General features: G+C 71.6%; 12 protein-coding genes. 6 read left to right on the top strand and 6 right to left on the bottom strand.

From position 1 onward, the window contains the following. Nucleotides 1-13: 13 nt before the first annotated feature. The gene (locus ACIBVL_RS31325) at nucleotides 14-706 is read right to left on the bottom strand and encodes a polysaccharide lyase family 7 protein (protein ID WP_399102305.1); all 693 of its coding nucleotides are present in this window, start codon (nucleotides 704-706) and stop codon (nucleotides 14-16) included. Nucleotides 707-892: 186 nt separating this feature from the next. Here ACIBVL_RS31325 and ACIBVL_RS31320 point away from each other — a divergent pair, with 186 nt between their 5' ends. The 4 genes from ACIBVL_RS31320 (at nucleotide 893) to ACIBVL_RS31305 (ending at nucleotide 6,516) form a co-directional block, all read left to right on the top strand. Further along, on the top strand, nucleotides 893-3,202 hold the full coding sequence (locus tag ACIBVL_RS31320) for a glycosyl hydrolase family 95 catalytic domain-containing protein (RefSeq protein ID WP_399102395.1): 2,310 nt from the start codon (nucleotides 893-895) through the stop codon (nucleotides 3,200-3,202). Nucleotides 3,203-3,239: 37 nt separating this feature from the next. Beyond that, nucleotides 3,240-5,141, top strand: coding sequence for a glycoside hydrolase family 97 catalytic domain-containing protein (locus tag ACIBVL_RS31315; protein WP_399102303.1), 1,902 nt, complete (start codon nucleotides 3,240-3,242; stop codon nucleotides 5,139-5,141). Between the two features lie 69 nt (nucleotides 5,142-5,210). Next, nucleotides 5,211-6,143, top strand: coding sequence for a hypothetical protein (locus ACIBVL_RS31310; protein WP_399102301.1), 933 nt, complete (start codon nucleotides 5,211-5,213; stop codon nucleotides 6,141-6,143). 49 nt (nucleotides 6,144-6,192) lie between these two features. Further along, nucleotides 6,193-6,516 carry an antibiotic biosynthesis monooxygenase family protein gene (locus ACIBVL_RS31305; RefSeq protein WP_399102299.1) on the top strand — a complete coding sequence of 108 codons (324 nt, stop codon included), beginning with the start codon at nucleotides 6,193-6,195 and terminating at the stop codon, nucleotides 6,514-6,516. A gap of 181 nt (nucleotides 6,517-6,697) precedes the next feature. Here the strand turns inward: ACIBVL_RS31305 and ACIBVL_RS31300 are convergent, their stop codons facing one another. Next, entirely contained in the window at nucleotides 6,698-8,974 is a 2,277-nt protein-coding gene (locus tag ACIBVL_RS31300) for an N-acetylmuramoyl-L-alanine amidase (RefSeq protein ID WP_399102393.1), read from the bottom strand. Nucleotides 8,975-9,534: 560 nt separating this feature from the next. Between ACIBVL_RS31300 and ACIBVL_RS31295 the strand changes: the two genes are divergently transcribed. Beyond that, nucleotides 9,535-11,214: a glycosyltransferase gene (locus tag ACIBVL_RS31295; protein WP_399102297.1), complete on the top strand. Its 1,680-nt coding sequence runs from the start codon at nucleotides 9,535-9,537 to the stop codon at nucleotides 11,212-11,214. Between the two features lie 441 nt (nucleotides 11,215-11,655). Here ACIBVL_RS31295 and ACIBVL_RS31290 read toward each other — a convergent pair whose 3' ends face one another. The 4 genes from ACIBVL_RS31290 to ACIBVL_RS31275 all read right to left on the bottom strand — a co-directional run bounded on the left by ACIBVL_RS31290 (nucleotide 11,656) and on the right by ACIBVL_RS31275 (nucleotide 16,263). Continuing rightward, a complete protein-coding gene (locus ACIBVL_RS31290) occupies nucleotides 11,656-12,357 on the bottom strand; it encodes a FadR/GntR family transcriptional regulator (protein WP_399102295.1) in 702 nt (233 codons plus the stop codon). A 92-nt stretch (nucleotides 12,358-12,449) separates the two neighbouring features. Continuing rightward, nucleotides 12,450-13,493, bottom strand: a complete 1,044-nt coding sequence (locus ACIBVL_RS31285) for an ABC transporter permease (RefSeq protein ID WP_399102293.1) — start codon at nucleotides 13,491-13,493, stop codon at nucleotides 12,450-12,452. 2 nt (nucleotides 13,494-13,495) lie between these two features. Next, complete coding sequence (locus ACIBVL_RS31280; RefSeq protein ID WP_399102291.1) at nucleotides 13,496-15,079, bottom strand: sugar ABC transporter ATP-binding protein; 1,584 nt, start codon at nucleotides 15,077-15,079, stop codon at nucleotides 13,496-13,498. Nucleotides 15,080-15,213: 134 nt separating this feature from the next. Then, entirely contained in the window at nucleotides 15,214-16,263 is a 1,050-nt protein-coding gene (locus tag ACIBVL_RS31275) for a sugar ABC transporter substrate-binding protein (protein ID WP_399102289.1), read from the bottom strand. Nucleotides 16,264-17,020: 757 nt separating this feature from the next. Here ACIBVL_RS31275 and ACIBVL_RS31270 point away from each other — a divergent pair. Further along, complete coding sequence (locus tag ACIBVL_RS31270) at nucleotides 17,021-17,599, top strand: fumarylacetoacetate hydrolase family protein (RefSeq protein ID WP_399102287.1); 579 nt, start codon at nucleotides 17,021-17,023, stop codon at nucleotides 17,597-17,599. Nucleotides 17,600-17,601 lie beyond the last annotated feature (2 nt).

Here is a 17,601-nt window from a genome sequence, read left to right as displayed (position 1 = left end):
ACGCGCGGTCCGCTCAGCGCGTCCAGTAGGCGATGTTGCGGAAGCGGGCCTCGGCGCGGCCGGAACCGTGGTTGTAGACGCCGTTCTTGAAGTAGCGGGTGGCGGGGCCCCGGTCGGCGACGGTCAGGACGAGGGAGTCGTCGAAGTAGACCTTGACGGTCCCGGTCCCGCTGCTCGCCTCGTGGGCGATCTTCACGTTGAACCAGGTGTCGTACGCGTTCGTCCTGAGGACCGTGCCGTCGTAGCGCCGCACGGTGCCACCACCCGTGCCGTAGACGTTGAGCATGATGTCGGTGGCCGGTGTTCCCGAGGGGTGGACGCTCCGCAGGATCTGCACGAAGGACGCGCCGTCGGTGCCGGACGGAAGGTAGACGTCGGCGTCCCACATGTGGTCGCCCGTCTTGTAGTCGACCTTCCAGCGCATCTCGGTGCGCGGGTCGGTGGAGCTGCCCTCCTCGAACGGCTCGTCGGTGGCGTACACCCACATGCGGTGCACGCCGCCGCTGGAGCTGTGCCGGTCGGCGAGGTCGAGGTTCCAGGGCTTCTGCCAGCTGTACGTGAACGAGGTCTGCGTCCAGCCGTCGGTGGGGTCGGCGGCCGTCGGCGCGGCCGTCGCGGCGCCGGCGAGCGGAGTCGGCGGCAGGGTGAGCGCCGCGCCGCCGGCCAGCAGGCCGGCCCCCGCGCGTAAGACGGATCTCCGGTTCATCAGGGGTTCCCTTCCGTGGGCGGGTCCATGGCGAGAGAGTCAGGGACATGCCAGGTACGTACCAGCAGGCAACCCCAATACATCGGAGGAGTCAAGGACTTCGAGCCATTGACAGGTCCACGCAGGCCTCCTTACGGTCCGGATACACCCGATGTATCGATGATCCGTCAGGTCTGGAGGACGATGATGACCTCGCAGTCGGGGAAGCACTCACCCCTGCCCCGCAGAGCCGTGCTCGGCACCGCGCTGGGCGGCGCGGCAGGAGCTGCCCTGCCCGGGACGGCCCACGCCGGTCCGACGACCGGTCCCCGCAGCCCCGGCCGGCGCCCCTGGAAACTCCGCGACACCATGACCACCGACCGTGCCTGGGACAGGTTCCTGCGGGACCAGGACCTCCTGTGGACGAGGCTGCCGACCCGCTGGTACGAGGGCCCGTTCCTCGGCGACGGGCTGCTCGGCAGCATGATCTACCAGGAGCCGGGCGCCAACCGGATCCGCTTCACCGTCCAGCACGGCCGGGTCCAGGACCACCGGCCCGAGTTCGGCAGCGGCTGGGGCACCTGCCGACTGCCGGTCGGACACCTCACGCTCGACCCGGCCGGCACCATCACCGCCGTGGACTGGCGGCTGAGCCTGTGGAACGCCGAGCTGACCGGCACCGTCACCACCACCGCCGGCACCCTCACCCTCTCCGCCCTCGTCCACGACGAGGTCCTGGCCGCCCGTGTGACGGCCACCGGCGGCGAGCGGGTCACCTGGACGTTCCACCCCGAGGAGGCCCTCAGCCCCCGCCGCATCCAGGAGGCCCCGCCCGCCGGCTACACCGCCAACCCGCCCTGGACCACCCGGACCGCCGCCGACGGCACCGAGCAGGTGCTCCAGCCCCTCACCGGCGGCGGCCAGACCGCCACCGCCTACCGCCGCACCGGCGACGACCTGCTGCTCAGCGTCGGACACAGCTTCCCCTCCGACACCGCCGCCGAGGCCGACTCCCTGCGCACCCTGCGGCGCGCGACGTCGTACGGCGCCCTCCGACGACGCCACACCCGCTGGTGGCACGCCTTCTACCCGAAGAGCTTCGTCTCGTTCCCCGACCAGCGGCTGCAGAGCTTCCACTGGATCCAGCTCTACAAGGTCGCCTCCGCCAGCCGTGCGGGCGGCCCCGTCATGGCCACCTCCGGCCCGTGGCTGGAGCCCACTCCCTGGCCCGCCGTGTGGTGGAACCTCAACGTCCAGCTGGAGTACTGGCTGATCCACGGCTCCAACCACCCGGAACTCGACGCGCTCGCCACCACCTTGCGGCAGAACCAGGAACAGCTGATCGCCAACGTGCCCGCCGCCTACCGCGCGGACAGCTCCGGCATCGGCCGCAGCTCCGACATGTTCGCCAACCGGGAGGTGGGCCGGCCGGGCACCGGCGCCGAGACCGGCGACCTCACCTGGGCGCTGCACAACGTGTGGCTGTCCTACCGGCACTCCATGGACAAGGCCCTCTTACGCGACACGATCTACCCGGTGCTGCGCCGCGCGATCGCCTACTACCTGCACTTCCTCACCCCGGGCAGCGACGGCAGACTGCACCTGCCGAGCACGCTCTCGCCCGAGTACCCCGTCGTGCCGCCCCAGGACACCAACTACGACCTGGCGCTCATCCGCTGGGGCTGCCAGACGCTCATCGAGTCCGCCGAACTCCTCGGAGTCGACGACGAGTCGATCCCACGCTGGCAGGAGGTGCTGGCCAAACTCACGCCGTACCCGGTCGACGACAACGGCTTCATGATCGGCGCCGACACCCCGTACGCGCAGTCCCACCGGCACTACTCGCACCTGCTGATGGTGTACCCGCTGTACCTCGTCAACTGGGACCAGCCCGAGAACCGCGACCTGATCACGAAGTCGGTCGTCCGCTGGCACGCGCTGACCGGCGCCCACCGGGGCTACAGCTACACCGGGGCCGCCTCGCTGTACGCGATGACCGGTGACGGCGACACCGCGATCACGTATCTGCGGAAGTTCTTCGACCCCACCACCCGCTATCCCTGCCAGGCCAACACGCACTACACCGAGGCCGGTCCGGTCATCGAGACGCCGCTGTCCGCCTCGCAGTCCCTGCACGACATGTTCTGCCAGAGCTGGGGCGGCGTCATCCGCGTCTTCCCGGCCGTCCCGTCCGCCTGGGCGGACGTCACCCTGCACGACTTCCGCACCCAGGGCGCCTTCCTGGTCAGCGCCGTGCGCGAGGCGGGGACGACCCGGTTCGTCCGGATCAGGAGCCTGGCCGGCGAACCGCTCAAGGTGCGGCACGGGATCGGCGGCCGGCTCACCGTGCTCCTCGACGACGGCAGCCCGGCCCGTACCCGCGACCTGGGCGACGGCGTGCTCTTCGTCGACCTGCCCCGGGACCGCGAGGTGCTGATCCACTCCGGCTCCCGCCCCGACCTCGTCATCGCGCCCGTCGCCGTCGGCGAACCGGGGGCGGCCTGGGGACTGCCGTAACGACCGTCCGCCCGGACCCACGACAGGGAAGATTCTCATGGCTTTTCCGATCAGAACCGCGGTCGCCACGCTCTGCGCCGGGCTGGTGGCCACCCTCCTCACGACCGTACCCGCGCGGGCCGAACAGGACCTGGGCTCCCCCGGCCGCGTCTGGACCGTCTCGGCGGCGGCACACGCCCCCCGGGCGCGGATATCCCTGGACGACACCACCGGCACGCTCAGCCTCGCGGTGTCCCGCGACGGCCGTACGGTCATCGAACCGTCGCCCGTCGGCATCGTCACCGAACAGGCCGACCTCTCCAAGGACTTACGCTTCCTGCGCCGCAAGGACCGGCTGGTCGACGAGCGGTACCGGACGAAGTCCGGCAAACGCGTGGACCGCCGGGTGCGCATGAACGAGACCCGGCTGTCGTTCGCCACCGCCGCCGGCGCCCGGCTCGACCTCGTCGTCCGCGCCTCCGCCGACGGCGTCGCCTACCGGTACGTCCTGCCCGCCGGGCAAGGGGATGTGCTCGGCGAGACCTCCGCCTTCAACCTGCCGCCGGACGCGGGGGCCTGGCTCAGCACCTATCGGGTCGACAACGAGGGCCAGTTCGCCCCGTACACCGCCGCCACCGCCCCCACCAACGCCTATTCGCCCCAGGCACTCTTCTCCACCCCCGGCGGCTACACCCTCCTCGCCGAGTCCGACCTCACCGGCAGCTACTCGGGGGCCCGGCTCGCCCACACGCAGGGCACCGGCACCTACCGCATCCAGCTCGCCGACGAGCGCGTCGACGCCGACGGCCCCCTCGCCACCTCGTGGCGGGCCATGGTCACCGGCGACCTCGCCACCGTCACCCGGTCCACCTTCACCGACGACCTCGCCCCGGCGTCCAAGGTCGCCGACCGCTCCTGGATCCGGCCCGGCACCGTGCTGTGGACCTGGCTCGCCGGCGGACGGGCGGCGGGGCAGAGCCTGGCGGCGCAGAAGGCGTACGTCGACTACGCCGCCGAGCGGGGCTGGCCCTACGAGGCCGTCGACTCGGGCTGGTACTTCAAGAAGGACGAGTGGGACGTCACCGACCCCGACTGGCAGACCACCAGCTGGATGCCGGAACTCGTCGCGTACGCGCGCGCCAAGGGCGTCGGGATCATCGTCTGGATCCACCAGCGCGACCTCGACACCCCCGAGGAACGTGCCCAGTGGCTGCCCACCCTGGAGCGGTGGGGCGTCAAGGGCGTCAAGATCGACTTCATGAACTCCGAGGCGCAGTCCATGCTCCGCTGGTACGACGCCATCCTCCCGGAGACCGCCGCGCACCACCTCATGGTCGACTTCCACGGCTCCACGATCCCCAAGGGCATCCAGCGCACCTGGCCGCAGGTGATGACGCTGGAGGGCGTCGGCGGCGAGGAGAAGCGCACCAACACCGCCGCCCACCTCACGACCCTGCCCTTCACCCGCAACGTCATCGGGTCGATGGACTTCACCCCCGGCGCTTTCCAGCGCGTCGGCCTGCGCCCGAACTCCGACGCGGCCGAGGTCGGGCTCACCGTCGCCTACGAGTCGGGGCTGCAGATGTTCGCGGGCACCCCCGAGTCGTACGACGCCCGGCCGCCGGCCCGGGCCTTCATGGACCAGGTCCCCGCGGCCTGGGACGACACCCGGCTGCTCGCCGGACAGCCCGGCCAGGAGGCGGTGCTCGCCCGCCGCAGCGGCGACCGCTGGTTCGTGGGCGGGGTGTTCGCGGGCGCGGCCCGCACGGCCGAGGTCCCGCTGTCGCTCGGGACGGGACGGTGGCTGGTCGAGACGATCCGGGACGGTGCCGACGGACTCGTCCAGGACCGGCAGGTGCTGCACGGCGGTGACACGCTGAGCGTCGACGTCGTCGCGGGCGGCGGTTTCGCCGCCCTCGCCTGCCCCTGGCGGCCGGGCGTCACCACCTGCTACCGCTGACACCCCGCCCTTCCCCGGCCGGATGGCCCCGGCGTGCGCGGCGGGGCCACCCGGTGGAGGCTGTGGAGCATGCAGCGCAAGGGCGCGCGGGCGCGCGGTGGCGGCGCGGAGCAGGATGTGGAGGCGGTTCTCGACCGGCTCTACACCACCCCGCCGTCCGACTTCGTCGCGCGCCGGGAGGAACTGGCGGCGGCCGCCAGGACGGCTGGCCGCGGCGACGACGCCCGCCGGATCCACGAGGCCCACCGCCCCACCCTCGCGGCCTGGGCCGCGAACCTGCTCCTGCGCTCACGGCCACGGGAGAGCCGACAGTTCCTGGAGCTGGGGCAGGCGCTGCGCGAGGCCCACCGGGACCTGGACTCCGCCGGCGTCAAGGAACTGTCCGCGCAGCGGCGCCGTATCGTCGCCGCCCTCTCCCGGCAGGCTGCGGAGCTCGCGCTCGACGCCGGACACCGGCTGTCGGACACGGTGCTGGGTGACGTCACCGCCACCCTGCAGGCCGTGCTCGCCGACCCGGAGGCCGCCGACCGGTGGGCCACCGGTCGCCTGGACAGTGCCCTCGCCCCGCCGTCGGGCTTCCCGTCCGGCATCGCCTCCGAGGGCGCGGCCCGGAGCCGGACACCCTCCTCGGCAGCCTCCGCGCCGCCCGCACGGCCCCCTCAGGAGGACGGGCTCGCCCGGCGGCGGGAGGAACGGCTCGGCCGGGCCCGCCGAGCGGCCGAGGCCGCCACCCGGGAACTCGGAGACCGTCGCGCCGAACACGCCGACGCGGAGACGTCCGTACAGCAGGCCCGGGACCGCAGGAGCCGTGCTCAGCAGGAGGTGGACGAGGCCGAGCGGCGGCTGCGGGAGGCACGCGAGGCACTCCGGCAGGCCGCCCGGGAAGAGCAGCCGGCCGAGGAGCGGTACCGCGCCGCCGCCGACGCGCTCGCCCGCGCCGAGCGGGACGCCCGGCAGGCCGCTCGGGAGGTGGAACGGCTGGAGCGGACGCCTGCGAGATAGCCGGGCCCCGGTGCGCCGCGCCGGACGCCCTGGAAGGCAGGATGGGGACATGAGCGTAGTCAAGATCAACGTACTGGCCGTCCCGGCCGCGCAGCGGGAGACCCTCGAGAAGCGGTTCGCCGCGCGAGCGCACGCCGTCGAGGACTCGGACGGCTTCGAGTGGTTCGAGCTGCTCCGCCCGGTCGAGGGCACCGACACCTACCTCGTGTACACGCGCTGGCGTGACGAGGAGTCGTTCCAGGCCTGGCTCGAGGGCCCGATGCGGGCGGCGCACCGGGGCGGCGGGGAGGGCGAGCAGCCCAAGCCCGCGGCTTCGGCCTCCACCCTCTGGTCCTTCGAGGTGGTGCAGCAGGCCGGCCCGAAGGGCGAGTGACGCGCCCGGTGGCGGGGGGACGCGGTGGCGTCCGCCCGCCGGTGGCCGTCACCGGACGGCTCGGCACAGCCCTGGAGTCGCGGGACCGCCCCGAACCGGTCCCGCCCCGAGGAGTACGTCGAGGAGTTCGACCGACGTCTTCCTCGAGGCGGGAGCAGCTCACTTCCGCATCGCTCAGGGCCTATTTGACGTAGACGAGCCCGTCAGTGGTGATGGTGGGACGGCCGGCGGTGCCCACCACGACGATCTTGACGGTGTGCTTGGCGCTGCCGGACCAGGTCCTCGTCCAGATCGCCTGGCGGTACGACGTCGTGGACGACTTCAGGTCGACGGTCGCGACCTTGCTGCCGTCGACGTAGACGTACGCCTGGCCCGAGGTGGCGGCGCGGGAGACCACCCAGGCGGCCGAGCGGCCGGTGAAGGTCCAGGTGAGGCTCGCGCCCTTGGTGCCGCTGGAGTACGACGTGCCACCGAGGTAGCTGGTCGAGGAACGGGTGGTCCAGCTGCCCGACTTCACCGCGGAGGTCTCCTGCAGGATCACCGGGGTGTAGGAGGGCGAGGAGGTGGTGTAGTTGCCGGCGTAGTCGTAGGCCCGCATCGACCAGGTGGTGGCGGTGCCGGGCTTGGCGGTGCGGTTGGAGCCGGTGGTGGTCGGGCCGAAGGTGGCCGTCGTGGGCGCCAGCAGCTTCACCTCGTGCAGGGCCTTGTCGTCGGCGGCCTTCCAGCCCAGGGCGACCGGGACGGCGGTGGTGCTGACGGTGCCGGTGCGCAGGGACAGCTTCGGGACCGTGGTGAAGGTCGGCGCCGTGGTGTCCGAGACGACGGTGAGCGCGGCGCTGGTCGTGGTCTTGCCGGACTGGTGAACGGCGCGTAGGGCGACGGTGTGGCTGCCGGCGGCCAGGGTCGCGCTCGCGGAGGTGGCGGTGCCGGAGGCGGTGGTCACGGTCTTGCCGTCGACCAGCAGTTCGACCTTGGAGATGAGTGAGCCGGGCGTGGTGGTCGTCCAGTGCAGGGTGACGGCGCCCTTGGTGTAGTACGTCGAGCCGGACAGACCCGCGCCGCCGACCGAGGTGACCTTCAGCCCCTGCACCGGACCGGCCGCCCAGGCGCGGACGGTGGGCAACTGGGCGTAGAGGGAGCTGCCGGGGCACTGCGTGTTGTAGCCGTCGCGGTGGCCGGAGATGCGCTGGAAGGTGTATTTCACGCCGGCGGTGAAGCTGGTGCCGAAGTAGTTCTTCTGGGTGGCGCCCGAGGTGAGCTCCACCGTGCCGGCCGGGTCGGCGCCGTACTGGCCGAGCTTCCAGGCCGCCACGCGCGCGATGGAGGCCAGCGCGGCGCTGGAGGCGCTGGTGGAGGTGTAGTCGCCGAGCACCGCGATGCCCGTGGACTCCCGGTTCCAGCCGTAGGTGTGGGCGCCCAGCACCGGCAGGCCGACGCCGCCCTTGCGACCCTCGAAGATGGTGCCGCACTTGTCGACCAGGAAGTTGTAGCCGATGTCCTTCCAGCCGTCGACCTGTACGTGGTACGCGTAGATGCCGCGCACGATCGACGCCGAGTCGGCGCAGGAGTAGTCGTTGGCCCCGTCGGTGTGGTGCACGAAGACGGCCTTGACGTCGGCGTTGTACTCCGGCGCGTCGGGGCTGATCGACTCGTCGGCGCCCCAGCCGGCCCGCGAGGTGATCGGCGGTTCGGGCACGGTGGACGGCGGTGCCGTGGGCGCGGTCGGCGAAGGGCTCGCGGAGGTGCTCGGTGAGGAGGACGGCGTTGCCGAGCCGCTCGGCGTGGCCGAGCCGCTCGGCGTGGCCGAGGCCGTGGTGTTTGTCGGAGCCGGGGACCCGGTGGTCTGGCCGTCCGTGGGGGTCGCCGTGACGCTGTCGGTCGGTGCGGCGGACTCGGTGGACGAGGCGGAGGGGCTCTCGTCGGTGACGTACGCGGCCGGCTCCGTCCCGGAACCGTCGGCCTTCGCCTCGGCGTCGGTGACCACACCCGGGTCGACCAGGTTGACCTGGAGTCCCTTGGGCAGCGAGTCGGCCGTGGTGCCGTTCTTGCGGACGACCCGCACCTCGACGCCGTCGGACGGGCCGACCCACAGCGGCTCGGACGCGCCACGCACCTCGGGACCGGGATGGTCCAGCGGGTCCACGTCCAGTTCCAGGTCGTGCCAGGTGCTCCAGTCGCCGCTCTCCATGCTGCGGGTGCGTACCTGCGCGGTGCCGTCGAGCCGCTTGACCGCACCCGTCCAGGAGACGCCGAGCAGCGAGAACTGCTCGGTGTCCGTGCGCGGCAGATCCCGTCTGTCGCCCGCGGTGCCCTTCAGCGCCAGGTCGTAGACCTTCACCGGCCGCTTGGGCCGGCCCTCGGCGCCGGAGTGGGCGGAAGGACTGGCGACGGCGTACGTCACCACGCCCCCGCCGCCCAGGACCACCGCACCGAGCGTCAGCCACGCCCGTCGTTTCAGGCTCAACGGTCTGTACGCATGCGACGAACGACGACTCACGTCGTATCCACCCCCACAGAAGGCCGAGAAAAGGCCGCAGAAGAAAGCAACGAAGGGCACACCCGTCACACAGGTGACCCGCGGAGTCCAGCGCGGCGGGACCGACGAACATCACAGGAGAACCGGGCCACGTGACGCACATCACTGACCGTCAGGAGGGCCGGGAATTCGGCGAACGTTGTCCGCGGCACTGGAGCCAGGGCGACCACATCGACCGCGGCATGGGCCCGGGCGTCACTCGCGGCGGCGCAGTCGCCGCCCTCCCGTGGGACACGACCCGTTCGGGCGCCGAGGGAGGGACGGACATGGCCGCCCATCACGACCGAAGCGCAGACGCTCCGTTACGCCGACCGGGGACGCGGCGAGCCTGGCCCGCCCGGCGGGAAACGCCTGCTCAGGGCGCTTCACCCTGCTGAATGTCGGCCGGCGTGGGCGAAGAGCATGGGAGTCCCCTGGTTCCGCGCCGCGCTTATCCAACAGTCGATGTCTAATGGGCGAAGGCTACGCAAAAGGGGGCCTGTATGATCAAAGTGACGGTGATCGTTCCGGTCTACAACGCCGGATCCTTCATAGACGAGTGTGCGCCCTCGCTCCTGGGCCAGAGCCTGGGGCCCGGCGCCTACGAGGTTCTGTACGTCGACGACGGCTCCACGGACGACTCGGCCCGGCGTCTCAAACAGCTTGCCGCCGACCACTCGCACGTACGCGTCCACCACCAGGAGAATTCCGGCTGGCCGGGCAGACCGCGCAATGTCGGCGTGCGGCTGGCGCAGGGCGAGTACGTCCAGTTCGTCGACCAGGACGACAAGCTCGCCCCCGAGGCGCTGGAGCGAATGCTGAGGCTCGCCGAACGCAACCGCGCCGACATCGTCCTGGGCAAGGTGTTCGGCACGATGGCCGGGCCGAGCAACGTCTTCAAACGCAGCGTCGACCGGTGTACGGCCGCCGACGCCCGGCTCTTCGAGAGCCTGACACCGCACAAGATGTTCCGCCGCGACTTCCTCCTCGATCACGGCATCGTCTTCCCCGAGGGGCGGGTCCGGTTGGAGGACCAGGTCTTCATGGCTCGCGCCTACGTCCGGGCCCGGACGGTCTCGATCGTCGGCGACTACCCCTGCTACGAGTGGAACCGGAGGGAGGACGGCGGCAACAACAGCAGCGCGGCCGCCTCCCCCGAGGAGTACTACCGACACGTGCGCAACGTCATCGACGCAGTCAAGGAGGGCACCGAGCCCGGCGACCTCCAGGACCACCTCCTGCGCCGCACCTACCGCGTCGAGGTCCTGCGCCCCGTCACCGAACCACGCGTCCTGCAGCGCAAGGGCGCCGCGCTGGAACGGTACTTCGGTGCCGTCCGCGACCTCGCCCGCGAATGCTTCCCGCCGGGTGTCCGCGAGGGCCTGCCGCCCATCACCCGGCTGCGGGCCACCCTCCTCGAGGCCGGGCGCCTGGACTCGCTGGTCGAACTCGCCTCCCGCACCGCGAACATCAGGCCGCACGTCAGCGTCGACGGCATTCACTGGCACAACGGCGCGCTCACCGTCACCACCACCGTCGGCATGCTCCGACCCGACGGCCAACCGCTCACGGTCGTGGAGCGGCACGGAAGGCTGCTGCTCGACCCCGAACTCCTCGACGGCATCCCGGGCGCTGAGAACTTCGAGGCCGGCGACCCGTTCGGCTACGCCTACGGGGAGCTGCTCGTCCACGACACCGGTCGCGACCTGTGGTGGTATCCGGACGCGGACGTCGAACTCGCCCCGCGCAGCGAGCCACTCACCGGCGGCCGCCACCGCATCGTAGTCTCCGGCGAAACCCGCATCGACCCGCTGACCCTCGCCGGCGGGCACCCGATGGAGCCCGGTATCCACCAGGTGTGGGGCTCCGCCCAGCTCCTCGGCGTGGGCCGCCGCGCGCGCCTCGCCATGCCCCGCGAACTGCGCCGCCCCCTACGCGCCGCCGTCGTCGGCGACCCGGCCCGCGTCGTCGTACCGGGCTGGAGCGGCCCCGGCGGGCAACTCCGCCTGGACGTCGGCACCCTGGGCAAGGACAGCGTCTCCCGACGCCTGATGCTGCGCGCCGCCGCCGACCCGCGCCTGCGCACCGGCGCCCACGCGCTGCTGCGTCGCCTGCCCTACGGGCCCGGCCGCCGGGCGATCCGCGGGGCCGCCGCCCGCGTCGACCGCTGGACGAGGAGCTGAGCCCCGGATCGTTGATCCCGCGGCCGGAGTGCGGTCGGTCCGCTGTGCGGACACGTCACCGGCACCGGTGGATCGGTCGACTGGTCGGCGACGAGGGACGGTTGCGGGGCGTGCAGACAGCTCTCCGTCACCACGACGAGTCGGAGCTGCGCCCCGGCGAGTCACGCCGCCTCACCGTGCGGGCCGCCTGGTTGGTCGACGATCGGCTGATCCCATCCACGACCACAACGAGCTTGGACCGGCGGAGATGATGTGCAGGCCGCCAGCCACGTGCATGGCGAGCGCGAAGGAACCAGCCAGCGGTACGAGCGGCGCCGCGGCCGGCCGGGACGGCAGGCCGCGGGCACGGCGCACGCGGTGCACAGTGCCCCGGACAGCGCCAGGTCCGCTCGCTGCTGCGCGGCGTCGCCGACGACGTCCGGGGGCGGGGCGGTGTGATCCTCAGTCGTCGATTGCGCGCAGGGGGTCGTCGAGGAGGCTGGTGGCCAGCCACTGTTCGACGGCGCCGATGTGAACGGTCGCGGCGGAGGCCGCCAGCAGGGCATCGCGTGCCTGGAGCGCTCGGAGGATCTCCTCGTGGTCCTGGTGGGCGCTGTCGAGGGCACGACGGGTCCGGCTGCCTCGGACGATGCGCACCCTCTGGGTACGGGTGGACAGGACCTGCAGAAGCATGGAGAGCACCGGGTTGCCGACCGCTTCGACGATCCTGAGGTGGAAGGCGATGTCGTGGGCGACGAACTCCTCGACCGTGGCGGCGGAGCGGCACCGGTCGAGGATGTCGCGGAGTTCCTCGAGGTCGTGCGGCTGCAGCAGGGCCGCGGCCAGTCCGGTCGCCTGCGGTTCGAGCAGTCGTCGTACCTGGAGCAGTTGCAGAGCCGTGCGCCCCTGGGAGACGTCGGCGGCGAAGGAGAGGCTCTCCAACAGGAGATGGGGCTCCAGGCTGGAGACGTAGGTGCCGTCGCCCTGCCGGGTGACCAGGATCCGCATGGCGGTCAGCGCCCGGACCGCCTCCCGCAACGAGCTGCGGGACAGGCCGAGCTGGCCGGCGAGGACGTCCTCCTTGGGCAGGCGGGCGCCGGGCGGGAGTTCCCCGGCGACGATCATCGCCTTGATCTTGTCCATCGCCTCGTCCGTCAGTGCCACGAGGGTGCCTCTCTGTGCAGGGTGCGTGGGGCCGTGGCGCTCCGCCCGGCCCGCCTCCGGGCGCCCGGGCGGTGACGTGCGCGAGCCGGCGTCTACTCCTGCTTCTCGCCGGAGGCGAAGCGGGAGATGATCAGGGCGACGATGATGATGGCGCCGTTGAGGAACTGGTTCCACAGGGGCGGTACGCCCGCCAGCGTCATGACGTTGACGACGAGCTGGAGCGTCAGCACACCCGTCAGGGCCCCGAACACCGAGCCCTTGCCGCCGTTGAGGCTGACCCCGCCGATGACGGTCGCGGCGAAGACCTGGAAGATCCAGCCGCTGCCCTGGGTGGCGGAGATGGAGCCGTAGTGTCCGCTGTAGAGGATCCCGGCGAACGCGGCGAGCAGGCTGCCGATGATCAGGACGGTCCACACGATCCGGTCGACGCGGATGCCCGCGGTGCGGGCCGCCTCGGCGTTGCCGCCGATCGCGTACAGCGCCCGGCCGTGCCGGAGCCACGCCAGCGCGCTGCCGCCCGCCGCGAAGAGCAGCGCGCAGATCCAGATGGCGGCCGGGGCCCCCAGCCACGAGGCCTTGCCCAGGTAGGTGAAGGAGGACGGCAGCTCCACGATGGACTGGCCCTCGGAGAGGGCGACCTGGAGTCCGCGCAGCATGGTCAGGCCGCCGAGGGTGACGATGAACCCGTTGAGGCGCAGCTTGAGGATGAGGAAGCCGTTGAAGGCGCCGATCGCCACGCCGACCAGCAGACAGAGGGGGATCGCCGTCCACTCGGGAAACAGCCCGAGGCCGTTGAACCGACCGCCGCTGGTGGGCAGCACCAGCCAGACGGCGATGACGGGCGCCACGCCGATGGTGGATTCCAGGGACAGGTCCATCCGTCCGCAGATGAGGATGAAGGTGGTGGCGAGGACGAGCAGGCTCAGCTCAGTGGACTGCTGGGCGACGCCGATGAGGTTGTCGGCGGTGAGGAAGGCCGGCGAGACGATGAACCCGATCAGCATCAGGACGAGGATCGCCGGGACCAGGGACAGTTCACGGAAGCGTCCGAGGTCGATCCGCCGGCGGGCGGTGTCCGCGGCGGCCGGCTCCGCCGCGTTCGCTGCGGGCTCGGTGAGATCTGTGGTGGCGGACATGACTACCTTCCGTGCTCGTCGGTGCCGGATGCTGTGGATGCGGTGGTGGCGCCGACGCCCTCCACGGCGGCGACGAGGTGGTCGTCCTGCCAGCCGCGGTCGAACTCGGCGACCACCCGCCCGTGGAACATGACGACGACCCGGTCACAGACCTTCAGGTCGTCGAGTTCGTCGGAGACGATCAGCGCGGCCTTGCCCCCGTCGGCGACCTGCCGGATCCTCGCGAGCAGGAACTCCTTGGACTTGATGTCCACGCCGTTGGTGGGGCGGATGGCCACCAGGACGTGCGGGTCGGTGGCCAGGGCGCGGGCGACGACGACTTTCTGCTGGTTGCCGCCCGAGAGGGCGGAGACCGGGGTGGCGGCACCCGGGGTCTTGATGTCGAGGTCCCGGATCATGCGCCCGGCGAACGCCCTGGTGCGGGCGGGCAGCACCGTGCCGAAGGGGCCGAGCTGGTCGGTGACGGTGAGCGTCGCGTTCTCCGCGACACTGCGGCTGTTGACCAGCCCCTGGAGGTGGCGGTCCTCGGGGACGAAACCGACCCCGGCGGCGAGGGCGGACGGCACACTGCCGCTGCGCACGCTTCTGCCACCGACCGTGATCCGGCCCTCCTTGGCGCGGTGCAGGCCGGCGATCGCCTCACCCACCTGCACATTGCCGCTGGCGGTCGCGCCGGCGAGCCCGACGACCTCCCCGGAGCGGACCGAGAGGGAGATGTCCTCGCAGACGCCGGGAAGCGTCAGGGCGTCGATCGCCAGCAGTTCCGGGGCACCGGCCCGCGCGGCCGGAGACGGGCCGACGGTGGCTGCGCCCGCGCCGGCGGACTCGCCGGTCATGGCCTCCACCAGCGCCTGGTGGCCGAGTTCGGCCACGGGGGCGGTGAGGATGTGGGCGGCATCGCGGTAGACGGTGACCGTGGTGCACAGGTCGTACACCTCTTGCAGGTGGTGGGAGATGAAGAGGAAGGCGACCCCCTGACGCTGGAGGTCGCGGAGCTTGTCGAAGAGGCGGCCGATGCCGCGGGCGTCGAGCTTCGCGGTCGGCTCGTCGAGGATGATGAAGCGGGCGCCGAAGGACAGCGCCCGGGCGATCTCGACGAACTGCCGCTGCTCGACGGTGAGATCCTTGGCCCGCGCGGCGGGGTCGACGGCCACGCCGTACTCGGCGAGCAACTCCTCGGCGCGAATCCGGAGTTGCTTCCAGCGGATGGGCTGCACCGCCCCGGCGCTCTGCCGGTTCAGGAAGAGGTTCTCGGCGACGGTCAGCTCACCGATGATCGTGGAGCGCTGGTAGACGCAGGCGACGCGGGAGCGCCAGGCGTCGATGTCGCCGACGGCGGGCGCCGGTTCGCCGGAGAAGCGCAGGGTGCCGGTGTCGGGCTGCTGGAGGCCGGTGAGGATGGACACGAGCGTCGACTTTCCGGCGCCGTTGCGTCCGACCAGGGCGTGCGACTCGCCGGGGGCGACGGTGATGCGGGCGTCGCGCAGCGCGACGGTCGCGCCGAATCGCTTGCTGATGCCGGTCGCCTCGGCCACCGGGGCCGGGGTGCCGGGGCCGGCCGCCGGGGCGGTCGCGGTGTCCGCCATGGTGGATACCGTCCTTCGTCTACGAATGCCGGGGCCGGGTCGCTCGGAAACGGAGCCCGGCGTGGGGGGCTGGTGCGGTGTCGAGGGGCGGGGCCTGCCCGCCCCTCGACGCGGCGGGCGGGAGCCGCCGCCCATCAGCCGACGTTGTTGCCCCACAGCGCCTTGTCCTCCACGTTGTCCTTGGTGACCAGCGGGGCGGGCAGCTGGTCCTCGAGACCGTTGGGGATCTTGATGATCGTGGAGTCGTGGTCGGTCGCACCCGGCTTGAAGGTCTTGCCCGCGGCCGCGGCCTCGGCGTAGTAGAGGGCGTACTTGGCGTAGAGGTCGGCGGGCTGGGAGATCGTGGCGTCGATCTGGCCCTTGCGGATGGCGTCGAACTCCTGCGGGATGCCGTCGTTGGAGACGATCGTGATGTGGCCCTTCTGACCCGCCGGCTTGAGCAGCTTCTTCTGCTCCAGCAGAGCCAGGGTCGGCTGCAGGAAGACACCGCCGGCCTGCATGTAGATGCCGTTCAGGTCCGGGTGCTGGGCGAGCAGGCTCTGCAGCTTGGCGGAGGCCACGTCGCCCTTCCAGTCGGTGGGCAGCTCGAAGACCTTGATCTTCGGGAACTTCTCCTTCATACAGGCGGCGAAGGCCTCGGAGCGGTCGCGCCCGTTGATGGAGTCCAGGGCGCCCTGGAATTCGGCGACCTTGCCCTCGCCGCCCAGCTGCTTGCCGAGGTACTCGCAGGCCTGGGTACCGTAGGCCCGGTTGTCGGCCCGGACCACCATGTAGACGTCGCCCTTGTCGGGTCTGGTGTCGACGCTGACCACGGGGATCTTCTTGGACGCCAGGGTGTCGAGGGTGGAGGCGATGGCGCCGGTGTCCTGAGGGGCCATGACCACGGCCTTGGCACCGGTGTTCTGGAACACCTGTACGTTCGCGACCAGCTTGGTGACGTCGTTCTGCGAGTTGCTCAGCGGCAGCGCGTTGACGCCGTCGGACTTGATGTCCTTCTTCAGGTACTGGGCGTAGGAGTTCCAGAAGTCGGAGTCGGAACGCGGCAGGTCGATTCCGATGGCCGGCTTGTCACCGCCGGAGCCGGCCGAGTCGGTGCTTTCGCGGTTGCACGCGGTGGCGAGCGACAGCGCCGCGAGGACGGCGGTGACGGCTGCGGCGGTGGAGCGGGTGCGAGCGAGCTTCATGGCCGTGTTCTCTCTTCAGGCAGGGCGGAGGGCCGCCGGGGCGACGGTGGAGGGTGGCGTACTCGCCTGCGGGGAAGGACGAGGCCGCCGGCCGGACATGGGACGGTCCGGCGCAGGGCAGGTGCGGACCGCGCCCGACGGGGGCGTGAGTGGAGGTCAGCCGGTGTGCGAGGCATGGCGGCCGGACGGCCGTACGGGGCGCGCCAGTTGCGTGCACCGGGGGCGGATCATTCCTCGGATGTATCTCGGACGTCGAGGACGTTACGACGGCGTTGCCGACGTTGGCAAGAGTCAGTCCCCCATCGATTGCAAGTACCGGGCCACGGGACTTCACAAGACCGTCCAAGACACCTGGGTCCACCTGCCACACCGCTCCTCACCTGCACTTTTCTCAACCTCTGGGATGCGGGGCACGGGCTGACACCGGCTCACGATTCGGCAACGGCACCGTCCGGAGCGCTGGACGGCGGCACCGGCAGGACTCGTGAGGCGGGGCTCCTCGGCCGTGGACTCGCGGAGATCCGCCAGGCGCGCCTTACCTCCAGGGAGGTCCGGCCCGCGAGGGCGTCGGGTATTCATCGGAGGAACGAGTCGCGCCCGCTTGCCCCGTCCGGGGACGGTTCCGAAAATTGCCCATGCGCGCGGTGGGAACCATCGACCCTCGTCAAATACATCCGAGGTATCCGTTGTCCAGCCACCCTTCCTGCGTCTACAGTCACCGTGCCGCCATACCTCCGATGACTGACGGAGCTACCCAGTGACACTGCTACGAGTCGGCGCCCCCGGTGAGGAGCGGCCCGCCGTCCGTACCGAGGACGGCAGACTGCGGGACTTGTCGGGGGCCCAGGGCATCGACGGCGCCTTCCTCGCCGCGGACGGTGTCGACCGGGCCCGTGCGGCGGTCGCGGCAGGGGAGCCGGCCGAACTGGACGCGGACGGCCTGCGGATCGGCGCACCTCTCGCCCGCCCCGGCGAGATCGTCTGCATCGGGTTGAACCACCGCGACCACGCCGCCGAGACCGGTGCGCCGGTCCCCGCCCGTCCGGTGGTGTTCATGAAGGACCCGGGCCCGGTCGTCGGCCCGTACGACGAGGTGCTGATCCCCCGAGGCTCGGTCAAGACCGACTGGGAGGTCGAGCTGGCGGTCGTCGTCGGACGGCGGGCCCGCCACCTCGACGGGCCCGTGGTCCTGGAGCCCGGCGACGTGATCAACACCGGAACGCCCGCGGGCGTCGCCCTCGGCCTTCCCGGCACCCCCTATCTGCGTCCCGGCGACACGGTCGAGCTCTCCGTCGACGGGCTCGGCGGACAGCGCCAGACCTTCGGCCAAGCGTGAAA

Source organism: Streptomyces sp. NPDC049687 (assembly GCF_044465285.1).
Classification (GTDB): domain Bacteria; phylum Actinomycetota; class Actinomycetes; order Streptomycetales; family Streptomycetaceae; genus Streptomyces.
Note: the sequence above shows the minus strand (reverse complement) of the source record. Positions and strands in the feature narration are given on the sequence as shown.